The organism is Pseudoponticoccus marisrubri (genome assembly GCF_001482405.1).
Lineage (GTDB): Bacteria > Pseudomonadota > Alphaproteobacteria > Rhodobacterales > Rhodobacteraceae > Pseudoponticoccus > Pseudoponticoccus marisrubri.
In genome coordinates this window covers 86529-107835 of record NZ_LPXO01000002.1, presented here as the reverse complement: position 1 = coordinate 107835, position 21307 = coordinate 86529, and the positions used below count along the sequence as shown (strand labels likewise).

The 21307-nt window shown below is 65.2% G+C and carries 20 protein-coding genes and 1 tRNA gene; 10 read left to right on the top strand and 11 right to left on the bottom strand.

Annotated features, from left to right (window positions below):
- The first annotated feature begins 56 nt into the window (after positions 1-56).
- Positions 57-1199: a glycine cleavage T C-terminal barrel domain-containing protein gene (locus tag AVJ23_RS04260; protein ID WP_058860919.1), complete on the top strand. Its 1143-nt coding sequence runs from the start codon at positions 57-59 to the stop codon at positions 1197-1199.
- A 111-nt stretch (positions 1200-1310) separates the two neighbouring features.
- On the opposite strand, the gene AVJ23_RS04255 is transcribed toward AVJ23_RS04260, so the two are convergent.
- Positions 1311-1386, bottom strand: a tRNA-Thr gene (locus tag AVJ23_RS04255).
- A 380-nt stretch (positions 1387-1766) separates the two neighbouring features.
- Between AVJ23_RS04255 and AVJ23_RS04250 the strand changes: the two genes are divergently transcribed.
- The 4 genes from AVJ23_RS04250 to AVJ23_RS04235 all read left to right on the top strand — a co-directional run bounded on the left by AVJ23_RS04250 (position 1767) and on the right by AVJ23_RS04235 (position 5940).
- Positions 1767-2327, top strand: coding sequence for a helix-turn-helix domain-containing protein (locus AVJ23_RS04250; RefSeq protein ID WP_058860918.1), 561 nt, complete (start codon positions 1767-1769; stop codon positions 2325-2327).
- Positions 2328-2754: 427 nt separating this feature from the next.
- A complete protein-coding gene (locus AVJ23_RS04245) occupies positions 2755-3732 on the top strand; it encodes an ABC transporter substrate-binding protein (RefSeq protein ID WP_058860917.1) in 978 nt (325 codons plus the stop codon).
- Positions 3733-3831: 99 nt separating this feature from the next.
- Positions 3832-4866, top strand: coding sequence for an ABC transporter permease (locus AVJ23_RS04240; protein WP_058861254.1), 1035 nt, complete (start codon positions 3832-3834; stop codon positions 4864-4866).
- A gap of 3 nt (positions 4867-4869) precedes the next feature.
- Positions 4870-5940 (top strand): betaine/proline/choline family ABC transporter ATP-binding protein, encoded by a 1071-nt coding sequence (locus AVJ23_RS04235; RefSeq protein WP_058860916.1) that lies wholly within the window; start codon positions 4870-4872, stop codon positions 5938-5940.
- Between the two features lie 104 nt (positions 5941-6044).
- Here AVJ23_RS04235 and AVJ23_RS04230 read toward each other — a convergent pair whose 3' ends face one another.
- The gene (locus AVJ23_RS04230; RefSeq protein WP_058860915.1) at positions 6045-7418 is read right to left on the bottom strand and encodes an L-serine ammonia-lyase; all 1374 of its coding nucleotides are present in this window, start codon (positions 7416-7418) and stop codon (positions 6045-6047) included.
- A gap of 330 nt (positions 7419-7748) precedes the next feature.
- Here AVJ23_RS04230 and AVJ23_RS04225 point away from each other — a divergent pair, with 330 nt between their 5' ends.
- The gene (locus AVJ23_RS04225) at positions 7749-8303 is read left to right on the top strand and encodes a fasciclin domain-containing protein (RefSeq protein ID WP_058860914.1); all 555 of its coding nucleotides are present in this window, start codon (positions 7749-7751) and stop codon (positions 8301-8303) included.
- A 153-nt stretch (positions 8304-8456) separates the two neighbouring features.
- A complete protein-coding gene (msrB, locus tag AVJ23_RS04220; RefSeq protein ID WP_058860913.1) occupies positions 8457-8924 on the top strand; it encodes a peptide-methionine (R)-S-oxide reductase MsrB in 468 nt (155 codons plus the stop codon).
- A 262-nt stretch (positions 8925-9186) separates the two neighbouring features.
- Here the strand turns inward: msrB and AVJ23_RS04215 are convergent, their stop codons facing one another.
- Positions 9187-9810 carry a J domain-containing protein gene (locus AVJ23_RS04215; RefSeq protein WP_058860912.1) on the bottom strand — a complete coding sequence of 208 codons (624 nt, stop codon included), beginning with the start codon at positions 9808-9810 and terminating at the stop codon, positions 9187-9189.
- 74 nt (positions 9811-9884) lie between these two features.
- Between AVJ23_RS04215 and AVJ23_RS04210 the strand changes: the two genes are divergently transcribed.
- Positions 9885-10142, top strand: a complete 258-nt coding sequence (locus AVJ23_RS04210) for a BolA family protein (protein WP_058860911.1) — start codon at positions 9885-9887, stop codon at positions 10140-10142.
- A gap of 17 nt (positions 10143-10159) precedes the next feature.
- On the opposite strand, the gene AVJ23_RS23155 is transcribed toward AVJ23_RS04210, so the two are convergent.
- The 7 genes from AVJ23_RS23155 to AVJ23_RS04175 all read right to left on the bottom strand — a co-directional run bounded on the left by AVJ23_RS23155 (position 10160) and on the right by AVJ23_RS04175 (position 17599).
- Complete coding sequence (locus AVJ23_RS23155) at positions 10160-10744, bottom strand: hypothetical protein (RefSeq protein WP_205626827.1); 585 nt, start codon at positions 10742-10744, stop codon at positions 10160-10162.
- 431 nt (positions 10745-11175) lie between these two features.
- Positions 11176-13215 carry a hypothetical protein gene (locus tag AVJ23_RS04200; protein ID WP_058860910.1) on the bottom strand — a complete coding sequence of 680 codons (2040 nt, stop codon included), beginning with the start codon at positions 13213-13215 and terminating at the stop codon, positions 11176-11178.
- A complete protein-coding gene (locus tag AVJ23_RS04195; RefSeq protein ID WP_058860909.1) occupies positions 13215-14441 on the bottom strand; it encodes an ATP-grasp domain-containing protein in 1227 nt (408 codons plus the stop codon). The genes AVJ23_RS04200 and AVJ23_RS04195 overlap by 1 nt, the downstream gene beginning before the upstream one ends.
- Positions 14442-14690: 249 nt before the next feature.
- A complete protein-coding gene (locus tag AVJ23_RS04190) occupies positions 14691-15236 on the bottom strand; it encodes a response regulator (RefSeq protein ID WP_058860908.1) in 546 nt (181 codons plus the stop codon).
- Positions 15237-15244: 8 nt separating this feature from the next.
- Positions 15245-16390 (bottom strand): sensor histidine kinase, encoded by a 1146-nt coding sequence (locus tag AVJ23_RS04185; RefSeq protein ID WP_058860907.1) that lies wholly within the window; start codon positions 16388-16390, stop codon positions 15245-15247.
- 1 nt (position 16391) lies between these two features.
- The gene (locus tag AVJ23_RS04180; protein WP_240484517.1) at positions 16392-16880 is read right to left on the bottom strand and encodes a response regulator; all 489 of its coding nucleotides are present in this window, start codon (positions 16878-16880) and stop codon (positions 16392-16394) included.
- On the bottom strand, positions 16877-17599 hold the full coding sequence (locus AVJ23_RS04175; protein ID WP_058860906.1) for a response regulator: 723 nt from the start codon (positions 17597-17599) through the stop codon (positions 16877-16879). The genes AVJ23_RS04180 and AVJ23_RS04175 overlap by 4 nt, the downstream gene beginning before the upstream one ends.
- A gap of 196 nt (positions 17600-17795) precedes the next feature.
- Here AVJ23_RS04175 and AVJ23_RS04170 point away from each other — a divergent pair, with 196 nt between their 5' ends.
- The gene (locus tag AVJ23_RS04170) at positions 17796-20099 is read left to right on the top strand and encodes an ATP-binding protein (RefSeq protein ID WP_084794286.1); all 2304 of its coding nucleotides are present in this window, start codon (positions 17796-17798) and stop codon (positions 20097-20099) included.
- A gap of 13 nt (positions 20100-20112) precedes the next feature.
- Here the strand turns inward: AVJ23_RS04170 and AVJ23_RS04165 are convergent, their stop codons facing one another.
- Positions 20113-20502 (bottom strand): response regulator, encoded by a 390-nt coding sequence (locus AVJ23_RS04165; protein WP_058860904.1) that lies wholly within the window; start codon positions 20500-20502, stop codon positions 20113-20115.
- 244 nt (positions 20503-20746) lie between these two features.
- Between AVJ23_RS04165 and AVJ23_RS04160 the strand changes: the two genes are divergently transcribed.
- Positions 20747-21265 (top strand): DinB family protein, encoded by a 519-nt coding sequence (locus AVJ23_RS04160; protein WP_058860903.1) that lies wholly within the window; start codon positions 20747-20749, stop codon positions 21263-21265.
- The last annotated feature ends 42 nt before the right edge of the window (positions 21266-21307 follow it).

The following is a 21307-nucleotide window of genomic DNA, read 5'->3' as shown; positions in this document are numbered from 1 at the left end:
CGCCCCGTGATCCGGTCGCGGCGGTCGCGGCCGGCGGTCCTGGGAGGAGGCCTGACATGAACGAACTGACCGATTTCGGCTTTGGCACGCAGATCCGCAAATCCCCCTATTTCGACGCCACGCTGCGTTGGGGCGCCACCGGTTTCTCGGTGTACAACCACATGTACATTCCGCGCGATTTCGGCGACCCGGAGCAGAATTTCTGGACCCTCGTGAATGCCGCGATCCTGTGTGACGTGGCGGTCGAGCGGCAGGTCGAGATCACCGGCCCCGACGCCGCACGCTTCACCCAGATGCTGACGCCGCGCAACCTGTCCAACATGGCGGTGGGCCAGTGCAAATACGTGCTGATCACCAATGCTGAGGGCGGCATCCTGAACGACCCGATTGCGCTGCGGCTGGGCGATGATCATTTCTGGCTGTCGCTGGCCGACAGTGACATACTGCTCTGGGCGCAGGGGCTGGCGGTGCATTCGGGGCTCGACGTGACGATCCGCGAACCCGATGTCTCGCCGCTGCAGCTGCAGGGGCCGCAATCGCGCGCGATCATGCAGGCGCTCTTCGGTGACGAGATCCTCGACCTGCGATATTTCTGGCTGCGCGAGATGGAGCTGGACGGCATTCCGCTGGTCGTGTCGCGCACCGGCTGGTCGAGCGAGCTGGGCTACGAGATCTACCTGCGCGACAGCGCCAGCGGCAACATGCTGTGGGAGACGATCATGGCCGCCGGCGCGCCCTTCGGGCTGAAGCCGGGCCATACCTCGACCATCCGCCGGATCGAGGGGGGCATGCTTTCCTACCATGCCGACATGGATGCGCAGACCAACCCGTTCGAGCTGGGGCTCGACCGGCTGGTCGATCTCGAGATGGAGGCCGATTTCATCGGCAAGGCGGCACTGCAGCGGATCCGCGCGGAAGGGCCTGCACGCAAGCAGGTGGGGCTGGTGATCGAGGGCGCGCCGCTGACCGGGCCCAACACCACCTTCTGGCCGATCCTCGTGAATGGCGCGCGGGTCGGCAAGGTGACCTCGGCGGTGCATTCGCCGCGGCTGGACCAGAACATCGCGCTTGCGCTGGTCGATATCGACGCGCCCGGCATCGGCGCAGAGGTCGAGGTCGTCACCCTGGCCGGTCCGCGTCCCGCCCGCATCGTGGAACGTCCCTTCTACGACCCCAGGAAGTCGCTCGCCGCGGCCTGAGACGTTCTGCGAGGGGCCGGCCCATGCCGGCCCTTTTTGTTGGGCCGACACGCCAGAACGGCGGCACCTCAGCCTGCGCACGGATCAAGATCTGCGGGAGAAGAAGAGGAATGGTGCCGCTGAAGGGACTCGAACCCCCGACCCCATCATTACGAATGACGTGCTCTACCAGCTGAGCTACAGCGGCATTCCTCTTGCAGCGTGACGTCACCCGGACCGGCGGCCCCTCACCATCACGCTGCGCGCGATTTATCCAACCACCCTACCGCGCGCAAGCGTTCTTTTCAGAAATTGCGCTTTCAGCCCGGTCTGACCGACTGTCCGGCACGAGCGACCGGGCTAGGCCGACCTTGGCCGCAGAATCGGCGCTTGAACAGGGTCGGATGCGCCGCCTCTTTGCGGCATTTTCCCTGTCTGTCTTGGGGATAACTGTTTCGCAATCCGAACCACTGCGTTTTTTCCCAAGGATTCCGGGGCAGACCCGCGGCCTAGCGATCTGGAATTGTTGCCAATCCGCAAAATCCCGGTCTAGTCTCAGGAACGGGATAGTTTCCCGGGGGGATAGAAATGAAAAGCGATCTGACGCTTCGGCTGGCCGACCGGCTGTCGAAGCTGCGCGCCGCGAAGGGTTGGACGCTGGACCAGCTTGCCGCGACCAGCGGGGTCAGCCGGGCCGCCCTGTCGCGGCTCGAGAATGCCGAGGTCAGCCCGTCTGCCGATGTCCTCGACAAGCTCGCCGGGGCCCATGACATGAGCCTGTCGCGCCTTCTGTTCACCGTCGAGGATGGTTTTGCCGCCCATGTTCGCCGGGACACGCAGTCGGTCTGGCGCGACCAGGCCACGGGCTATGTGCGACGCACCGTCTCGCCCGGCGCGGCCGCGCTGGCCGGCGAGATCGTCGAATGCCGCCTGCCACCCGGCACGGCCGTGATCCAGGAATCGCCGGCCGTGGCGGGGCAGGAGCATCACCTCGTGATCCTGTCGGGCTATATGCGGGTCGAGCTGGATGGCGAGACGCATGACCTCGCCCCGGGTGACGTGCTGCGCTATCGCCAGCATGCCGGTGTGCGCTTTGTCACGGCAAAGGGGCAGGGCGCCAAGTACATGATCTGCCTCGTGACGGCCTGAACGGTCGCTGTCACGTCGCGGGGCATCGAGGCTCGGAAGCGTGCCGCGGGCAAAGCGCGGCTCAAACGCATCCGGCAAGCGCGCCTTGTGGCGCAGATCGCGCCCCGAACAGCGCGATTCCGGGCCGGGACGCCACCATGTCAAATGTGTCGAAAATCGTCGAATCCCTGTCGCTGGCGGGCTTGCGGGGTGTGTGCTTGCACAATCAATTTTCTCACGAACGGTTGAAATCCGTGAGTCGGTGCGCTAACTGCACCGCCATGGCAAATGACCAAAAATCGTCGCCACCCGGCGCTTTCTGACAGGCTGGCCGCATAGGTCGGCATTGTATCGAAAGCCCCGACTTTCCCGATGCAACGCTCATCGCTTGCGCTCTTCCGCACCGCGGAAGGCGGGATTTGGCACGTTCAACAGAAAGGACAGATCGATGAAAAAGCTACCGCTCATGCTCGCCGCCGGCGCCGTCGCAGCCCCCATGGCCGCGCAGGCCCAGTCCGATGGCTGCGGCGAAGTGTCGATCACGGAAATGAACTGGGCCTCGTCGCAGGTCGTCACCAGCGTCGCCTCGTTTCTCATGCAGCAGGGCTATGGCTGCGAGGTCAACGTCGTCTCCTCGGACACGATCCCCGCGATCACCTCGGTGGCCGAAAATGGCGAGCCCGACATCGTGACCGAGCTCTGGCTGAACTCCACCGGCGACACCTACACCCAGCTGAAAGAGGCCGGCAAGGTCGTCGAGGCCGCCCCGGTGCTTGATCCCGGCGGTGTCGAAGGCTGGTGGATCCCGACCTATCTGGCCGAGGAACACCCCGAGCTGACCACGATCGAGGGCATCCTCGCCAATCCCGAACTGGTCGACGGGCGCTTCTACAACTGCCCCGAAGGCTGGGGCTGCCGCGTTGTCAGCGACAACCTCTCCGCCGCGCTCGACCTCGAGGGCAACGGGATCGAGGTGTTCAACTCGGGCTCGGGCCAGGTGCTGGCCACCTCGATGGCCGATGCGGTGCTGAACGAGGAGCCGTGGTTCGGCTATTACTGGGGTCCGACCGTGCCGCTGGGCAAGTATGACATGACCAAGATCGACCTCGGCGAAGTGAACGAGGAGATCCACAACGCCAACCAGAACGCCGACAATGACAATCCCGGCGTCTCTGATTTCCCCGCGGCCCCGATCGTGACCGCGACCACCACCACCTTCCAGGAGAGCAACCCCGAGGTCTTCGCGCTGCTGCAGAACATGACGTTCAAGACGTCTGACATGAGCAGCGTGCTGGCCTGGAAGGACGAGAACAACGCCTCCGCCGAAGAGGCCGCCGTCTACTACCTGACCAACTACCAGGACGAGTGGGCCGGCTGGCTGAACGACGCCGCGCGCGACAACCTGTCGGCACTGCTGAGCCAGTAATCCGACCAAGATTTGGGACGGGGCCGGTCGGTGATCGGCCCCGTCCGCGTTTGTGCCCGGAGGATCCGGGCAGGCGTGGGTGAAGATGGGGACGAAGAGATGGCGACTTATGATTTCGTGTTCGAGGGCCTGGGGCTCGAGGACTGGTGCGAGGCCGGCGGCGATGGCGCCGCGCCGATGTCGATGGATGCGTTGATGGCGCAAAGCTCCGGGGAAGAGGCCGCACCCTCGCTCTGGGACCTGCCCTTTCCCTCGATGGATGCGCTGAACGAGGCCTGCGCGGCCTTTCCGCAATCGCGCAACGTGACGCTGGGGCTCGAGAACGGCTTTCTCGCGGTCAAGGACTCGATCAGCGTCGTGCTCGACCCGATCACGCAGCCGCTGTCCTGGATGCTGGACGGGGCGCTCTACGCCATCCTCAACACGCCGTGGTGGATCGTCATTCCGCTGATCCTCGCCGTGGTCTGGATGGTCTCGAAATCCTGGCAGCTCCTGGGCTTCGTGGCGCTCAGCATCGGCGGGCTCGCCTTCATCGACTATTACAGCTACGCGATGCAGACGCTGGCGATCATCATGGTCTGCGCCTTCCTCTGCGTCTTGCTGGGTGTGCCCATCGGCATCGCCATGTCCCGCTCCGACCGGCTGCGGGCGGGGACGATCCCGATCCTCGACATGCTGCAGACCCTGCCGCCCTTCGTCTACCTGATCCCGCTGATCTTCCTGTTCTCGGTGACCGAGCCCAAGCTCTACGGCATCGCCATCATCCTCTACGCCATCGTTCCGGTGATCCGCCTGACCGATCTCGGCATCCGGATGGTCGACGAATCCGTCATCGAGGCGGCCGAGGCCTTCGGCATGACCGACCGGCAAAAGCTCTACGGCGTGCAGATCCCGCTGGCACTGCCCAACATCATGGCCGGCGTGAACCAGACCATCATGATGAGCCTCGCCATGGTCGTGATCGCCTCGCTGGTCTCGGCGCCGGGTCTGGGCGTGCTGGTGCTGCGCGGCATCAACAACCTCGAACTGGGCGTGGGCCTCGTCTCGGGGCTGGGCATCGTGCTGCTGGCCGTGATCCTCGACCGCACCACCAAGGCCGCCCTCGACCGTATCAACGCCGCGCAGAAAGGCTGAGCCATGACCCGTTCCGAGAAGACGACCAAGATCGCGATCCGCAACCTCTACAAGATCTTCGGCGCCAACCCGGCCAGCGTGCTGGACAAGGTCAAGGCCGGGATGAGCAAGGAGGAACTGATGGAGTCCCATCGCCACGTGCTGGGGCTCAACAACATCAATGTCGACATCAAGGAAGGCGACATCACGGTGATGATGGGGCTGTCCGGCTCGGGCAAGTCCACGCTGATCCGCCACCTCAACCGGCTGATCGAACCCACCGCCGGCGAGGTGCTGCTGAACGGCGAGAACGTGGTGGATCTCGGCCCGAAAGAGCTGCGCCGCCTGCGCCGCGAGGAGATGTCCATGGTGTTCCAGCATTTCGCGCTGCTGCCGCACCGCACCGTGCTGGAGAATGCCGGCATGGCGCTCGACGTGCGCGGCCTGCCGCGCTCGGAATACGAAAGCGAGGCGCAGAAATGGCTGGACCGCGTCGGGCTGACGGATGTGGGGGCGCAATACCCCCACCAGCTTTCCGGCGGCATGCAGCAGCGCGTGGGCATCGCGCGCGCGCTGACCTCGAACTCGCCGGTGATGCTGATGGACGAGGCCTTCTCGGCGCTCGACCCGCTCATCCGCACCGACATGCAGGACCTGCTGCTGGAGCTGCAGGATGAGCTGAAAAAGACCGTGGTCTTCATCTCGCATGACCTCGACGAGGCGCTGAAACTGGCCGACCACCTGGTCATCCTCAAGGACGGGTTCGTGGTCCAGCAGGGCGAGCCGCAGGAGATCCTGATGCAGCCCAACGATCCCTACATCGTGGACTTCATCTCCGACATCAACCGCGCCCGCGTGCTGCGCGTCCGCTCGGTTATGGAGAAGACCGGCGAGGCGCCGGCCGAGGTCGCGGGCGATGTCGACCGCGACGACACGCTGGAAGAGGTGATCGCCCGCTCCGAGGGCCGCACCGATCTGACCTTCCGCGTCATGCACAAGGGTCGACAGGTGGGCGTGCTGAAGATGACCGACCTCGTCAAGGCGCTCGTCCCCACGGCCGCGGCCGAGGACGGCCTGCGCTCCAGCGCCGCCTGACACGCCACGCCCCGGGCGCCGGCCCCCCCCGGTCGGCGCCCCTCGTATCTTTCATCTTTCCGAAGAATACTCCGGGGGCGCCCGAAGGGCGGGGGCAGCGCCCCCTAGCAGTTCGGCACGTTGACGGCCAAGCCGCCGAGCGAGGTCTCCTTGTATTTCTCGCTCATGTCGTGGCCAGTCTGGCGCATGGTCTCGATACAGGCATCGAGCGGCACAAGGTGCGTGCCGTCGCCGCGCAGGGACAGCGAGGCGGCCGAGACCGCCTTGATCGCGCCCAGCCCGTTGCGCTCGATGCAGGGCACCTGCACCAGCCCCTTCACCGGGTCGCAGGTCATGCCCAGGTGATGCTCCAGCGCGATCTCGGCGGCGTTCTCGATCTGGGCCGGGCTGCCGCCCATCACCGCCGCAAGCCCCGCCGCGGCCATGGCCGAGGCGCTGCCCACCTCGGCCTGGCAGCCCGCCTCGGCGCCCGAGATCGAGGCATTGTACTTGACAAGCCCGCCGATCGCGGCGGCGGTCAGCAGGAATTCGGGGATGCGTTTGCGCGTGGCGCCGGGCACGTGGTCCAGCCAGTAGCGGATCACCGCGGGTACCACGCCAGCTGCCCCGTTCGTGGGCGCGGTGACGACCTGCCCGCCGGCGGCGTTCTCCTCGTTCACGGCCATGGCATAGACGCTCATCCAGTCATTGATCGTGTGCGGCGGGGCGAGGTTCATGCCGCGCTCGGCCTGCAGCTGGTCATGGATGGCACGGGCGCGGCGCCTGACGCGCAGCCCGCCGGGCAACTCGCCGGTCTCGGTCAGGCCGCGCTCCATGCAGGCTTCCATCACCTCCCAGATCCGCGACAGCCCGCGATCGAGCCGGTCGACCCCGCCGCGCGACAGCTCGTTGGCGCGTTTCATGCCCGCGATGCTCAGCCCCGAGGCCTGCGCCATCTCCAGCATCTCGGCGGCGCTCTTGAACGGGTAGGGCACCGGCGGGCCGTCATCGGTGTCGCGCCCCGCGGCCAGTTCGGCCTCGGTCAGCACGAAGCCGCCGCCCACCGAGTAATAGGTCTCCTGCAGGATCACGTCGCCCTGCGCATCCATGGCCTTGAGGATCATGCCGTTGGCATGGCCGGGCAGGGCGGGGCCGTGATCGAAGACCAGGTCGCGGGCGGGATCGAAGGCCAGGGCGGGCAGCCCCTCGGGCTCGAGTTGACCCGTGTCGCGGATCCGGGCCAGCGCGGTCTCGGCCGCCTCGGCATCGTAGCTTTCGGGGCGGAAGCCGGCGAGGCCGAGGATCGTGGCCCGGTCGGTGGCGTGGCCGATCCCGGTGAAGGCCAGCGAGCCATGCAGCACCGCGCGCATCCCGTGCGGCGTGAAGGGCGCGGCGCGCAGCCTGTCGAGAAAGCGCGCCCCGGCCACCATCGGCCCCATCGTGTGGGACGAGGACGGGCCGACACCGACCTTGAACATGTCGAAGACGGACAGAAACATCTGGCAGGGCTCCCTTCGCGTGGCTGCGGACGGGCGCGCCGGCCCGCAGGGCATGTGGTCAGGCGGCGCGGGATCGGTGCCGGGCGAATGGCCGGGGCCGGAAACCGGCCGCGCGTTCCCGCGCGACCCTAGGGGTTTTGCGCGCCGGCGAAAGGGGCGAATGCGGCACGCGCGGGTATTGCTGCGACGCGGGCCGCCGCTCACGCCGACGTGACCGCTCCGTGTGCAGAAAAATCCGCAACCGGCTGAAACTGCTGCGCAACCGCGTGCGTGTTTCCTTGCAGACCACGCCCGAACGGGGCGCGGCATCATACAGGGAAAGGATAGACAATGACCTTCACCAAATCGCTCGCCATCAGCCTCACCGCCGCCACGCTGGCCACCGGCGCTGCCGCGCAGGACAACCCGATGGTTGGCGGCGCGCCGATGTTCGCCGACCGCACCATCGTCGAGAACGCCGTGAACTCGGCCGATCACGAGACGCTTGTCGCCGCGGTGCAGGCGGCCGAGCTGGTGGACACGCTGAACTCGGACGGCCCCTTCACCGTCTTCGCGCCGACCGATGCCGCCTTCGACCGGATCTCGGACGAGAGCATGGCCGCGCTGATGGAGCCGCGCGCGCAGGCGCAGCTCCAGCAGATCCTGACCTGCCACGTTGTCGCCGCGAACGCCATGTCCGACGCGATTGCCGGGATGATCGCCGATGATGGCGGCATGCACCCGGTCGAGACCGTGGGCGGCTGCACGCTGCAGGCCTCGATGCGCGGCAATGACATCATCCTGACCGACGAGAACGGCCGCGAGGCCGAGGTGACCATCGCCGATGTGCGCCAGTCCAACGGCGTGATCCACGTCATCGACCGCGTGCTGCTGCCGCAGCAGTAAGCGCCGGCCTCGGCGCGGGCGGAGTTCCCTCATGCCCGCCCCGCCGGTTGCGCGTGGCCCCGTCCCCGTCCGGCCTCGCGCAATCGTGCGCGCCCCCGGCTTGTTCCGATACGGCCGGGGGCGCATCCTTGCCCCAGTGAAAGGAGGCGTCCCATGAACCGCAGAGCTTTCCTAGCCGCCGCCGCGGCGATCCTTCCCGGCAGCCGCAGCCTCGCCGCCGAGGGCGATTTCGAGATCACCCGGACCGAGGCCGAGTGGCGCGCCATGCTCAGCGATGCCGAGTATCGCGTGATGCGCAAGGAGGGCACCGAACGGGCCTTCACCTCGCCGCTCAACGACGAGAAACGCGCCGGCACCTTCCTGTGCAAGGGATGCGACCTGCCGCTTTACTCCTCGGAACACAAGTTCGACAGCGGCACCGGCTGGCCGTCCTTCACGCAGGCGCTGCCCGACGCGATCGAGACCAAGCCCGACCGGGTGCTGATCTACGTGCGCACCGAATGCCATTGCCGCCGCTGCGGCTCGCATCTGGGCCATATCTTCGATGACGGGCCGCCGCCCACCGGCAAGCGCCATTGCATCAACGGGATCAGCCTGACCTTCCAACCGGCCAGCGCCTGAGGGCGCGGCGGACACCGGGTCATCTGTCGACCCGGCGCCCGCCTCCGTGAGTGGTCTGCCACGCCTGGTGTCAGCCGGCGCGGTTCCAGCCTAGTGGCGCCTGCGGCGTCGCGTCCATCCCCCAATGCGCAAGATACGCGGCGTCGCGCCGACCGCATTTGTGTCGGCACCGCGCGTTTGCTCCGTCACACAGCCCGAGACGAAAAAGCCGGCCACCCGTTCCATGGGTGCCCGGCTTTTTCGAGTCGCACGGTCGCGCGGCCTATTTGAAGCTGCGGCTGTCTTTCAGCTGGTCCCAGGCCCAGACGACCTGTTGCAGCTGCTCTTCCTGGCTGCGGTCGCCACCATTCATGTCGGGGTGCAGCACCTTGATCAGCGCCTTGTAGGCCTTGCGGATCTCGGCCTTGCTCATCGTGTCCTCGGCCTCGAGGATCTCGAGCGCGCGGCGTTCGGTGGGCGGCAGGCGACGGCTGCCACCGTTCTTCTTGCCGGGGTTGCGCGTGGCATTGTCGCCCAGCACCTGGTGGGGGTCCTCGATGCCCAGCCGCGCCCAGGCCTTGGCCTCGGGATCGCGCCAGTCCTTGGTGCGCCGTTCCCACACCTTGTCCTGCGAATTCTGGGCGTTCATCTCGGCCTCGGTCTTGCCGTCGAAGAAGCTCCACTTGGCATTGTACTCGCGGACGTGGTCCTTGCAGAACCAGTAGAAATCATCCAGCACATCGGGCGCCTTGGGCGCGCGAAACTTGCCGGGTTCCTGACATCCTTCGTGGTCGCAGACCCGCTGCGACGTCTCCTGTTCGCCGGTCATGCCCTTGCGTCCACGGGGATTTTTCTTCTTCGCGGACTTCACGGACATGTCGAAACCGAAGGGATCGGGTCTGCTCATATCGCACCTCTTCTCGACTCGGACGCCAGAGTTTAGACAATCCGTACGGAGTTTACAGGGGGCTGACCGTAAAAATGTCACGAGCAGAAGAGATCCGCGCAAAGCTGCAAGAGGCCTTTGCGCCCGAGACGCTGGAGGTGCGCAATGACAGCGCGCGCCATGCCGGCCATGCAGGCGATGACGGCAGCGGAGAGAGCCATTTCCACGTCACGATCCGCGCCCCGGGCTTTGCCGGGCAGTCGCGCATCGCCCGGCACCGCGCCGTGCACGCGGCGCTGGGGCCCGAGCTGGTCGGGCAGATCCACGCGCTGTCGCTGGATATCGGCGCCTGAGCCCGAAGGTGTGGGGTTCAGGGCTTGGGTTTCAGCCGTGCCGCGCGGGCGCGCAGCGCGCCGGGCAGGGAGTTGACGGGCTCCACATCCTCGACCCCGTTATCTGACAGCACCTCGCGCGCGGCCCGCGCGCGGGCCCGGTCCGGGCGCTCGGCCAGCCGCGCGGCATCGCGGGCGCGCTCGCGCTCCTCGTCGCGGGCCCGCTCGGCGGCCTCGAGCTCGGCCAGCGCGTCCTGGTCGGCCGCATCCTGCGCCGCGGCGGCGTCGAACTCCTCTTCCACGTCTTCCGCAACATGTTCGGGCTCTGCCGCCTTCGGCTCCTCCGGCTCGGGGTCAGGTTCGGGCTGCGGTTCCGGTTCCGGCGCGGGCTCCGGTTCAGGCTCGGGGGCCGGTTCGGGGTCCGGCGCCGAGACGCCCACGGGTTTCGGCGCCTCCAGCATGACGGGCGGCGCCTCGGGTTCTGCCTCGGGCTCTTCCACGGCGCGCCGGAAGACCAGCAGGTTGCGCCAGACCGTCACGCGCCGCGTGAAGCCGCTGCGCTCTTCCGAGGGCAACGTGTCCGAGCGCTGGTACTCCCAGCCATGCTCGGCCATGTCGTTCATGATTCGCTCCACCGCGGCAGCGAATCGCCCCTCGGCTCCGGTCACGCCCCGCGTCCGCTCGCCCTTTTCGGGAGCCGGGATCACCTTGTATTCGTATCGCATGTCATCTGCCCAAGACTCGGCCCTGTCGCCGTGCCCATGGGGTTACGACCACTGGCCGGCAAAGAAAAGGGGGCGGGCCCTGCGGCACCGCCCCGTCTTGATAGGCAAGAAACGGATAAAACCCCCTGTTTCAATACCGAGCGAAAATCGCTTGCTGAGCGCCCCGATGAAATCCTGGAACTGTCGGCTGGTATCTGCCGATATACGAAAGATACCATGGCGCCCCCTGTCGAGTCAGTAAGGGAATCCTGACGTTACGTAAAATTCACGCAAGCGCTTTGGAAGTTAACGCGGGGCAGGGCGCCGCTGCCACGTTGCCGCGGGTCCGGTCACGCGTCGCTGCCCGCCACGTCCGCATCCGGCACCCGTTCGGCGGCCCAACTGGCAACGGCCCGGCGGCGGACATCGGCCAAGGCCTCGGCCGGCACCTCGACCTCGTCATCGACGCGCAGCGGATCCTCGTGGAAGAGGTAGATTCGCGACAGGAAATCCTCGAATTCCAGCGACCCCTCGCCATACCGCTCGCCATTGCCGCCGGTCGAGACGATGACGTCGTCGCCCCAGTTCTGGCCGCTGTCATTGTTGGGATTGTAGAAATAGACCCGCATGCGCCCCGTCTGATCCTCGGCCACGCGCAGGATCGCGATTGCGTGCCAACCCACGAACTGCGCGTTGGCATCGGTTACCGCGATGCCCGCAGGTTGCGGATGGCTGACCGGCCGGCCGCCATTGTATTCGGGATGGTAGGTCAGGAAGAAACGACGCAGGAAATCCTCATACGCCTTCAGCTTGCCAGTGGCGACGTCCACGGCCACCGCGCAGCCCCGCGCCACCCACCAGCCGTGGAATTGCGGGTTGATCCAGCGATGGGGATCGCCCTCGCGCCCGGCGCAGAGCCGTCCCATCTCGGCATAGATGCGGTCGAGATGCGTCACCAGCAGGACCGAGACCGGGTCCGCGTCGATCGGTCCGAAGCCCGCCAGGCCGACCGGCAGGTCGGTCGAGTTGATCTCGGTCCCTTCGAACTGCATCTGCACGGTCTCGAACTCGGCCGCCTGGCCGATCAGGTGCAGCAGGTAATCGGGGTCGATCAGCGCCCACATGGCGATGGCGCGCGCCGATTGGCAGGTGGGGTTGGCGCCCTGTCCGACGCCCAGCGGCTGGCCAAGGATCTGCAGCACACCGGCCAGCAGATGCGTCTCGGGCGGGGCGGCCTCGCCAAAGCCCAGCGCGATGCGGTCGCGCGTGGCCCCTTTCAGCCGCAGCCGCAATTGCCGGTCGAGCGCGGGCACCATGGGCGCGTTGTGCAGCACGCCGCGCTCCAGCAGCATGGCCAGCCCGTAGGCCGCCTGCGGCGTGGCGGGGGTGACTGCAGCGCGGATCAGATCCTCGATCACGCGGCGATAATGGCGCCAACTGTCGAGGCCTGTCGTGCCGAGTCCCAGCGCCTCGGGCACAAGTGGGCGGTCGCGGTAATCCAGCGCCCAGCGCAGGAAGGCCGCGTGGTAATCCGAGACGAGGCCGGTGTCGTGCATGGCGCGCGCAAATCCCATTGCCTCGCGCGAGAGCCCGACCTCGTCGGTATGGGCGATCCGCTCGAGATAGGCGTCGATGCCGGGATCGTCGAGCGAACCCGCCGTGGGGCCAAACAGCGCGCTGACAAGACGTTCCGCCCCCAGCCGCGTGTTGCCCAACTCGGCCCCGCGCTCATGCAGGGCCAGCGCGATCTGGGCGATCATGTCCTTGACCACGCCGACCTGTACCGAGCGTTGCTCGAGCAGGCGCCAGATTTCCGAAACCATGACGCCCAGCACATCGGTCAGCCCGACTGTCTCCGCGATATGGCGCAGGATCTCTCGCTTGACGGTCAGCCGATCGCCAAGCGCGCGCTGCGCCTCATCGACCGTGCCGAACGTGTCGCGCAGGTTCAGGGCCAGGACCTGTGTCAGGAAATGCCGCGCACCCTCGGAGTGCAGGTTGTCATGCCGGCCCGCACCGCTCGCCACGGCGAGGAACCGCGCGAGGCTGGAGGCCTCGAGCGCGCGGTAGATGGGATCGTCGGAGACCAGGGTGCCCCCCGAAAGCTGCGGCAGCAACGCCTCGGGCGTGTCCCAGTCCGAGCCTGCAAACAGCCCGGCCCGATCCATGCGCATGGCGCGCGTACACAACGCAGCGAAGCCACCCGGCACCGACAGCAGCCGGGCCGCCACGTCCAGCACCGGGCGTTGGTACCGGGTCTTGGCAAAGGGACGCGCGCGCTCCAGCCGCTCGATCGCGACATCCAGCGTGCCGCACAGGCGCATGGCCTGCGCGTCAGGCGCCCCGGCAGTGCTGTCCCCCTGCCGGTCGGGGGCTTCCTCGACACTCATCAGACGTAGAAATCCAGTTCTTCCTGATGCTTCAGAAGATCGCGCAATTTGTGCGGATCGTCACCGAAGAAATAGGCCAGCCCCCAATGCGTCCCGAAAGCCGAGCGCTTGGCAACCTTCTGTTCGCGCGGATCCGACAGTTCGTGGAACTCGAAATAGGGGTGGTTGGCGGTCTCTTCCGGGACTTCGAGCCGGCTGACCACGCGGCGCCGCGGGTAGACACCGAAGCAGCCCGCATGGCCCTTGGCATCGGTGACCGCTTCCGGGAAGAAAGCGTCTAGTTCTTCTTTAGTGGTTTTGGGGTCGAAGGCCACGACAAGGCCCTGGTAGCCGTTGAATCCGTAGGCGCGTTCGATCAGCTCCAGCGCGTTGAAGCCCGGCGGCCGGTAGGCAACCTCGCCGAAGTAGAGCGTGTTGTCGCTGGTCAGGAAGTATTCGGGGTGAATGAAGCCGAACTCGATATCGAAGGCCTCGATCAGCTTCTCGATCTCCTTGGTGATGCGTTCGCGATGGGCCTCAAGCTCCGGCGTGGCGGGTACGAAAACCGAGTAGCCCAGCGTGACATATTCCGAGATGTTCAGGAATTGGATTTTGCGATCCTTGATCCAGGCCTCGACCGCGAATTCCCAGCCATCCAGGTGACTCTCCAGCAGGGCGGGAAACTCCTCGTCCGGGATATTGTCGACGTCTTCGGGCGTGCGGATCACGCGGTGCCCGGCGGTGCCGGACTTGTCGAAAGCTTTGAAGTGGATCGGGTCGTTCGGGTCGCCATCCAGCTTCAGCAGGGTCTCGTTCACGCGCTTGAGAAAGCGGATCACGTCGCCGCGGTCATGTGCTTCCTCGAAAACGCCGACGCGGATACCTCCTAGCTGCGCACGGCGCTTCATCAGCGACTTGTCGCGGAACAGCATGGACTGGCCCAGCAGGCGCGGGTTCTTGAGCAGCACGGCATTCACCGCGCCGGCCCATTCGACGGTTTCCTCGAAAATCGGGATCGCGACATCGACCCCGCGTTCCTCCAGTCTTTGCGCCAGTTCGTAGGACCGTTCGTTCAGGCGGTCGAAATCCCACGCCATGAAGGGAATGTCGTTCTGAGCGCAGTATTCCTCGGCCCATGGGGGGGCGACAACGAGATAGCGTCGGTCGAAGCGGTCCACGGCATCGATGGCGTTCAGGCTCCAGCCAAACAAGGCCACGTGACCTTTGTCGGGATTCTTCTCGGTCATGCTCTGTCGTCCTTTCGTCGCGCAGATCCTTCGAGGTCGAAAGGGTTCGACCTGTCCGCTTGCGGACAAAAGAAGCGTCCTGAAACGGGAAAGCGATCCCGGCAAGCAGATCTGCATCGGTTTCGCTTAGACAAACTAAACATCTGGGCCGAGGTTTCAACCGATCTGTCGTTTCGTGGACATGCGGGCATGGCGAGACCGACGTTGCCAGTCCGTTAAGAGCGTTCTGTGTGGAGGTGTCGGGATCGGTCATGGCTTCACCCGAACCGAGCTGTCGATCCGCCCCCAGACCTCCTCGTTGAGGCTTTCGAGGGTTTCCAGCGCCTCGGGCAGGTTGTCATTGGCAAGCAGCTTGAAAAGTTCTACGCAATCCTCGGCTGTCGCCACCTCGATCGGCTCATCTGGTCGCTCGAGCAGTATCTCGCGCAGTTTGCGAAACGAAAAATCGTCCTTGTCGAGCACATGCTGCCACGGTTGATGGCCTTCTGCCACCGCCTCGGCCACCTTGACCTCACCCGTAAGCATTACAATCCGCGCGCCCTTGGACAGGCCGCTTTCGGTGATGTCCCGTGCGAACTTCGCGCCGTAGCCATCGGGCAAATGGTTGTCGAGCAGGATCACGTCATAGGTCTTCATGACCAGAAGTTCGCGCGCCTTGTTCAGGCTCAGCGCCTCGTCAAAGCTGCAGTCGATATCGGTTTTTTCCACGGCACGCAGCACTTGGAGGCGGTCGATCAAGTCATCTTCGACGACGAGAATCCGCAATTTTTGCGGGGAGTCGGTGGCTTGCAGCATCGGGAACCTCAATTGCTGGCGGTTAGGCGGGCGTCCGAAATGTTGGAAAGCGGCTTGGTCGGCATGGCTGCCCCTTCGCTTGCCTCGCGATGTGGAATATCGAGAAAGACGGTGGTGCCGACGCCCGGTTCGGACTGGCACCAGATGGTGCCTTCGTGCCGGTCGGCGATCTTGCGACAGGTGGCCAGCCCCAACCCTGATCCGGCAATGTCGTCCGTTGAGGGGGCACGCTTGAAAGGTTCGAAAATCCGGTCGACATATTGCCTGTCGATGCCGATGCCATTGTCGGACACCGCGATGCGCAGCCAGCCTTCCTCGACCAGCTCGGCCGTGATGCGGATTTCGGGACGCCTGTCCGCGCGATACTTGATCGCGTTCGAGATGACGTTCTGCAGCAATTGACTCAGCTGCGGCACACAGCAATGAAGCGGGCGGTCCTCGAAATGGAGGCGGATATCAGCCTGAGTTTCGGTAATGTCACGGTTCAGCGCAAACATTGCGTTGGTGACGATTTCGCGCAAGGAGGCGGTCTCGAACTCAACTTCGCGGTCGATCCGAATGTGGGTGGCGAGACTGTCCACCAGCGCGCGCATCTGCATCGCCGAACGTCGCAGCAACGCAAGGGTTTGATCAATGGAACCGTGGTCACCCGCGGCAAGATCCTCGGCAAGCTCCGAGGTCAGGAAGTTGACCGCCCGGATCGGGGCCTTGAGATCGTGAACCAGCACGTCGGCAAATACCTCGAGCTCCCTGCGTTGGTCATCCAGTTTGGCCTGCATCTCGGCCAATTCGAGACCCCGCTCGATCATGCGCTGCAGTGCCGAAACCGTGAGGCTGCGTTTCGGGATGTAGTCGCAGGCGCCATGCTTGATCGCGCTTTTTGCGACGACCTCGTCCCCCTGGCCGGTCAGCATGATACAGGCCGCCCCAGGGTATTTCTGGCGTAGATCCGGCAGCAGTTCCAAGCCGGTGCAGCCGGGCAGCAGGTAATCCAGCAGGATTGCATCAAGCCGCGGGGCCGGACAGGCGAGAGCGCTGTCCTCGTCGTCGGCCTCGTGCAGGGTCGCTTCGGGAAAGGCGGAGGACAAATAGCGTCGCACCAACTTGCGATCGGCGGTATCATCATCGACGACGAGAACCTCGAGCGTGTCCACCTCAGCAACTCCTTGCTGCGCCGAGTGCCGGAAAACGGCACAGGCGTGTGTAGCGGTCGAGCGTGTCCACCAGCAGATCGTAGTTGCTGTTTAGCCCGGATTTCAAAAGGTAGCCTGCAACGTTGCGATCATAGGCGGCATCGATGTCATCCGGATCGGCCGAGGTTGACATGAAGAAGACGATGGCCCGGCGCAGCACGGGATCGGCACGCAACTCGGCCAGGAATTCGTGCCCGTTCATACGGGGCATGTTGACATCGGAAATCAGGATGCAGCTGTTTGACCCCGCAAAGTCATTTCGCAACATGGCCAACGCCTCGATCCCGTCGATCGCGCGATGTACGTGGAATGAAAGGCCGGCCTTACGAAAGGCGCGAGTCATGGCCTTGGCATCCGCGTCGTCATCTTCGACCAAGAGAATTTCCGGTCGCGTGGCCGCTGCAGCGGGTTGTTCCGCCTCCATCTGAAACAGGGTCCCGGCATGGCTCATCTCACTTCACCTGCGGCGCTTTGTGCGCTCATGAAAACCTCAAGGTCGGGTTTTCCCAGCAAAGTTTCACTGCGATCCAGGAATGAGATCAGGTCAAGACAGAGGTTCTCAAGCTCGCGGCGATGGACGTGGCGTTGCGTCTGCCCATTGACCTTACCCAGGCTCCGGATGCGCCACAGCATCGCCGACATGATGCGCCGCATCTCGGGTTCCATGCTGTCTCTGAAGCGCGTGAGCATCTCCTCCAATGCGATGGCGCGCAAACGATCGATGTCCCGCGTGCTTTGCAACAGCGTCTTTTGGAAAGCCGTGAACACCGATTTGCGGATCGTCTCGACGCAAAGTTCCTCCTTTATCAGGTAATCGACACATCCGGATCGCATGGCGCGGATGATGACATCGGGTGCGTCCACGCTGGTCACCATGATGCTGATCGCGTCCTGCTGCTCCGGGTGGGTCTGAAGTAAATCCAGCGCCTCCTGCCCGGTGGAGAGGCCCAGATGGTAGTCGATGAAGACGAGGTCGAACGGACGGGCATCCAGCTGCACCTGGAATTCGCCCAGATCGGCGGCACAGTGAAACGCAGCCTCCAGGCCTGCGCGTCGACACAGCTTGATCAGCCGAATGCGGTCGACCTCGTCATCTTCCAAAACCATGACGGTCAGCCGGTCGGATCGGCCAGGCGATTGCGCTTTGGGGGCTTGGATGATCTGGGTCATGCGGCCTCCTCCGGGTGACGGAGCGGATCTGCAATCCGCAACACTTGTCCCTTTCTGTTAGGCGCTGCTTGTTAATGGCGGCTTAAAGCGATCCGAAATGGCTCTGCCGGATCACTCGTATTGTCCAGATCGGATTTACCGCTTGGCAATTCTCGTCGTGCAGATTGGGTGGGCCTGACCAAAGGGGGTGACGTCATTGCTGGCCGTTCTGGCGCAAGCCCATATGTCACTACAGGGGCGCATAGTCACGACTGCCGTGCTAACCCTTGCCGGAGCGCTGTTTTTGCAGGGCAGTCTGCACCTGTTCATCGGTCATCGGATCGAGCAGAGCTACTCGCGCGCGCTGTCGCAAGAGATGCTGGGGCGGGTGCAAATGCGGTTGAACGAACGCCTGTCGATGGTTCTGGCCGATGCCCGGATCCTGTCTGAGCTTCCTCCGATCCAGGGGTTGGCACGCGTCGCGCATAGCGCCGGCGTGGATCCACAGGATGGCAGTTCGCGGGACGTCGACTGGCGGCGGCGTCTTCAACAGATCTTCGTGTCCTTCCACGAGGCGCGTCCCGACTACCGGCAGATCCGTTTCATCGGTATGGCCGATGATGGCCGTGAGTTGGTGCGCGTGGACAAGTCTGGCGGCGACATCGTCATCCTGCGCGAGGATCAGCTGCAGAAAAGGGATCAGGCGCCCTATTTCGATGCGGTCAAGGCGCTGACCCCGGGTGATCGCTACATCTCGCGTCTGAACTGGGCCCACCAAGACGGTCGCATCGTCGAGCCGCGCCAGGCCGTGCTGCGCTACATCGTGCCAGCGTTTGACGCGGACGGGGAGCTTTTCGGCATGATCGTTATCAATGTGGATGCCAATGCCTTCTTGGGAAAGGTGATCCGCGAGGTCGCCCCGCCGCATAGGGTCATCATCCGGGACGCCTACGCGGCGAGTTTCGTCTACGACCCCGATACCGGCACCGGCCGGCTATATGTCGACAGGCCGCCGCCGGTCAGCGCGGAGGCATTGCGGGCGCTGCAGGACAGCAGCCAATCCAGTGGCTTGCAGCGTGTCGATGGCTTCGCCCTGGAGGCGATTTCTTCGACGAACGAGGCCATCGAGGGAGGGCGTTTCACGACCGGATTGATCATCGAGGCTGACAGGTTCACGCGCGAGACGCGGCTCTGGGCCGGCTACCTTGTTCTGTTCGGCTGCCTGATGGTGCTGGTGGCAACCAGTTTCGCGCGGGCGACGGTACGGCGCCATCTGGCCCCGTTTCTGCGCATGACGGATGAGATCGACGCGGCGCGTGCCGGGCGGCGCAAGCCGGCCTTGCCGGCAACCCGCAAGGACGAGATCGGGCAGATTGCGCGCAGCTTCGACGAACTGTTCGAGGCCTTGCAGGAGCTCGTCGCGCAATCCGTGAAACATGCGGAGGCGGTCTTCGAGAGCGTGCAGGATGGTGTCGTCTTCGTTGGCCGTCACGGCCGTATCACGGATGCCAACGCGGCCTTTGCCCGGATGGCCGGGGTCGAACGCGACGGGTTGACCGGGCTGCCCTTGAACGACCTGGTTCCGGGAACCTTTACGGTCGACACGTCGGGAGTTGCCTGCCAGAACGGGTCGGAGGCGGGAAGGACCCTGGTTCTTGATGCCGCGCACTTCGGCGGTCGATCGGTTCCGGTCGAGGTCACGCTCAGCGCGATTTCGCGGGACCCGGGTCAGCATTGGGTATGCATCGCGCGGGACGTGTCAAGCCGGCTGGCGGACGAGGCGACCCGTGCCCGGCTGATCGCGGCGCTGGAATCCTCCAACAGCGAATTGAACAGTTATGCCTTCGTCGCATCGCATGACCTGAAGGCCCCGCTGCGCGTGATCGAGAATGCCGCGACCTGGATCGAGGAGGATCTCGGGGAGACGCTCGACGAGGAAACGCGCGAGAACCTTGCGCTGATGCGCAGCCGGATCGACCGCATGCAGAACCTGCTGGACGATCTGTTGGAACATGCCCGGATCGGGCGGAAGATGGGCGAATCGCCAAGCCCGGTCATCACCGGGGCCGAGTTGCGCGCGGAACTCTGCGCGTTGTCGACCCCGCCTGACGGTTTCACGATCGATTTCGCACCCGGATTTGATGCGATCTCACTGCCGCAGATGCCCTTGCGCAGCGTGCTCTTGAACCTGCTGTCCAACGCGATCAAACATCATGACCGTGCCGACGGCCGGGTCGAGATCTCCGTCGAGGAGGCGGGCGAGATGTGGCGCTTTCACGTGCGCAATGACGGGCCCGGCATCGACCCGCTCTACCATGACCGGATCTTCGGCCTGTTCCAGACGCTGAAATCGCGCGACCAGGTCGAGGGGAGCGGGATGGGCCTGGCCATCGCACGGAAACACGTGATGCTGGCCGGGGGCGAGATGAAAGTCGTGTCGGACGGGCAGGGACGCGGGGCGCTCTTCACCTTTACTTGGCCGCGATATTTCGACAGCGAACGGCACACGCGCGTGGCGTGAGCGCGTGTGCGGTTCAGGCCGACAAGGCGTGCGTCCGCACCGCGCGCCGGACCGAGCCGTCGCGGAAATCGCTCTTGGACCAGATCGCCCGGACATTGGCGGCGCGTGCCTTGGCGTACATGAAGGGCGACGGCCAGTCGCTGACGAGAATGACGGGCAGGGCGCGGAAGCGCGCATCGCCGGCCAGTTCGGCCACGAAATCCACGCCGCGCCCGTCGGGCAGCGCATTGTCGAGAAAGATGATCGCGACGTGTTCGGTGGCCAGCTTGTGCCGCGCCTCGGCCAGGCTGTGGGCAAAGAGCAGCGGCATGCGCGGATACTGGCGCGAGAAGACGCGGCGCATCATGCGCCGGTCGACCTCGGCATCCTCGACAATCAGGCAGCAACGCGTGGTGTTGGTCATGATGCAACTCACCCCTCGGGAACCCCACGCCGCCAGCGTGCCAGAGCCGGTTTGACATATTCCTAAGAGTTTCGCGCCAATTCACCGGAAACGGGGCAGATTGTGCGCGGATCGGAAAGGGCGTTGCCCTCGGCGCGCGGCTCTGCAACCTTGCCCGTAGTTGACGCCGACACCCGCGCGGGGCTTGCAGCGCAGGCCATCCGCGGGCATGGGGCGCGCAGACATGTGAAGGGGGACCCGACGGATGATCCTGTCACCGGAGTATTGCGTGACCATGGCGCGTTACAACGCGTGGCAGAACCGTCAGCTCAAGGCGGCCTTTGCCACGCTGGATGACGCGGCGCTGCGGGCCGAGCGGGGGGCGTTCTTCGGCTCGATCCTCGGCACCGCGAGCCATCTGCTCTGGGGTGATCGGGTCTGGCTGTCGCGCCTCGCCGGAACCACACTGCCGGAGGGCGGCATCGGCGACAGCCCCGCCTTGGTGACGAGCCGCGGCGACTGGGAGGTCGGCCGTTTCCAGACCGACGCCGCGCTGCTGCTCTGGGCCGAAAAGCTGCGCGCCGTCGACCTGGCCGGGCAGATCAGCTGGTATTCCGGCGTGATGGGCGCGGATGTGGCCAAGCCGATCGGGCTCTGCATCGGGCACATGTTCAATCACCAGGCGCATCACCGCGGGCAGATCCACGCCATGCTGACGGCGGCGGGCGCCGAGGCACCGGTCAGCGACCTGATCTTCATGCCGGAGGACGGGCCGTGGCTGTGAGCGCGGCCCCGGCAAACCCGACCGACCCCCGACCCACGTCAC